At 56.6% G+C, this 1,889-nt stretch carries 2 protein-coding genes and 1 pseudogene; 1 reads left to right on the top strand and 2 read right to left on the bottom strand.

Features of this window, described 5'->3' with window-relative positions; genetic code table 11:
- Positions 1-703: 703 nt before the first annotated feature.
- Complete coding sequence (locus EET03_RS18930; RefSeq protein WP_244232439.1) at positions 704-1,246, top strand: hypothetical protein; 543 nt, start codon at positions 704-706, stop codon at positions 1,244-1,246.
- Positions 1,247-1,383: 137 nt separating this feature from the next.
- Here the strand turns inward: EET03_RS18930 and EET03_RS18925 are convergent, their stop codons facing one another.
- Together EET03_RS18925 and EET03_RS18920 are read right to left on the bottom strand one after the other, a co-directional pair.
- Positions 1,384-1,596, bottom strand: a complete 213-nt coding sequence (locus EET03_RS18925) for a hypothetical protein (protein ID WP_136625728.1) — start codon at positions 1,594-1,596, stop codon at positions 1,384-1,386.
- Positions 1,597-1,795: 199 nt separating this feature from the next.
- A pseudogene (locus tag EET03_RS18920) lies at positions 1,796-1,889 on the bottom strand (ExeA family protein); the annotation flags it as partial.

The following is a 1,889-nucleotide window of genomic DNA, read 5'->3' as shown; positions in this document are numbered from 1 at the left end:
TCCCTCGCCAGGTGACCCGCCGCTGGGGCCCCCGCCCATTCCGCCCTGGGCCCACCCACCGCCACCGACATCGCTGCACGCTACCCGCGACGCCTACAACAAATTGATATACGATATTGACCACCATAATTTGAATCCGCCCAACTCTGCCGATTGGAACGCGGTAAACGCCTATAATCAAGAGGCCTGGTATTACAACACGTTGAAGGCACAACTCGAGCGACAATTAGATGCCGCGAACGTGCAATACACGCCGGCCAAAGACGCCATACGCGCCGAAATACCGTACTGGACACAACCCGCACCACAGCAACCGCATACGCCCGGCGCCCAACCACAACCGGGCACGCCCTCAAGCCCAAGTATTGCCGATCGGGCCACAGAAATCGGTAGGGAAGTCTCGACTCTCCCGAGAGGAAACCAGGCTAGATACTCTGGCGGACAGGATTACGGGTCTGCACGTTAGTCAGGAAGAGGCTGTCGAAGCAACAGACATCGCCGCTAAGGCCGCTTTTGGTGAAACTGGGGGAATTGTTAACGTGCCCGACGGAACAAAAGTGGTGCTGCCCGCGGACTTAGCCTATGGGAGAGCAATGGTGGTACATCCTGACGGATCGGTAACAGTTTTTGTGGGTGACCTTCACAAATTCTTGCCGTACATTGGCCGATGAAGCGTGGAGAGATGAACATATCCTCATATGCAGTGATCATTGATTTTGAGGTCTACCTGCTCATGACGATGAGGCTAAGAATGTCAATGGCGAACAAGGAAGCTCAACTAGAAGCCAAACTGGCCGAACACGGGCTCTCCTTGGAAGATGCGGAACTTATACATGAGCGAATAGCAAGAGCACTTGGTGACGAAGCTTCCCGTTATGAGAACATGAAAAAGCTGTTAGGCGTTGCTGACCAGGACTCCGCAGAATTGAAATACAACAGTATATTGTGGCCTGGATTCGACTTCAACGCCATCGCCGGCGACGAAGGAGTACTTGAATCGGCGGGTTACTGGCACACGAGGCGCGATTCACCTTGCGTTGATTCCCCTACCGAGCTGCCAACTTGGAGCGTGGACATCGCCGAATTCGCAGAGCGGTTTGGCCCGATGACTCTTCGCGGCAAGTGGCCCCTATTCGATGAGTTCTTGCCCGCATACGAGGAGTACGACTTTTTTTGGAATGGAGAACATTACGGTGTACGATTCATCTGGGGTCTATTCTTGTCTTCTTCAATCTGCTGGGATTGAGCTTCTGCGAAGTGTTGTGGCCGGGATTCGACTTCAAAGCCGTCGCGGGTGAAGAAGGAGCGCTTGAATCGGCGCAGTTATTGGTATACGGCGTTGGAGTCAGCCATCTGGCTTCCTGGCGTTGGCGGGTGGGGTCGTTACGGTTGCGTGGGGATGGGCCGGGCGGTGTTCCAAACCCGTTCAAAGGCGAGTTGGTGGTCGTTCCATAGGTCTGGGGCGTCGTCGCGTTTGATGACGATGGCGGGATTGTCGCTGGCGGGCGCGCCGTAGAGATGCGGGTTGGCGATAAGCGTGTCATCGGCGCGGAACATTGATGTATACAGCGGTGTGGTGTGAGTGCGGATTTCCATTGCGGGAGTGTCCGAAAGCGGTTGCAGGCGCGCCAATGTCATCTGACAACGCGCGGCCAGGGCGGCTCCGATGCATGTGTTGACCGGCATTCACGATGAGGATGATGGCGGCGTTGATCGTGAGGATGTGCGGGTATGAAACGACCCCGCCGGTGGATGTCCGGCGGGGTCGGTGGTGTTCGGGGTGTCGGTGTGGTGTTCAGTCCGCCGTGACTTCGGCAACAGCGGTGCGGGTGGAGGATTCGTCGACGATGGCCTTGTCGGCGGCGAACGCGGCGACGAGGGCTTGTAGC

This window comes from Mycobacterium innocens (genome assembly GCF_900566055.1).
GTDB classification, from domain to species: domain Bacteria; phylum Actinomycetota; class Actinomycetes; order Mycobacteriales; family Mycobacteriaceae; genus Mycobacterium; species Mycobacterium innocens.
This window is presented reverse-complemented; position numbering and strand designations above follow the sequence as displayed.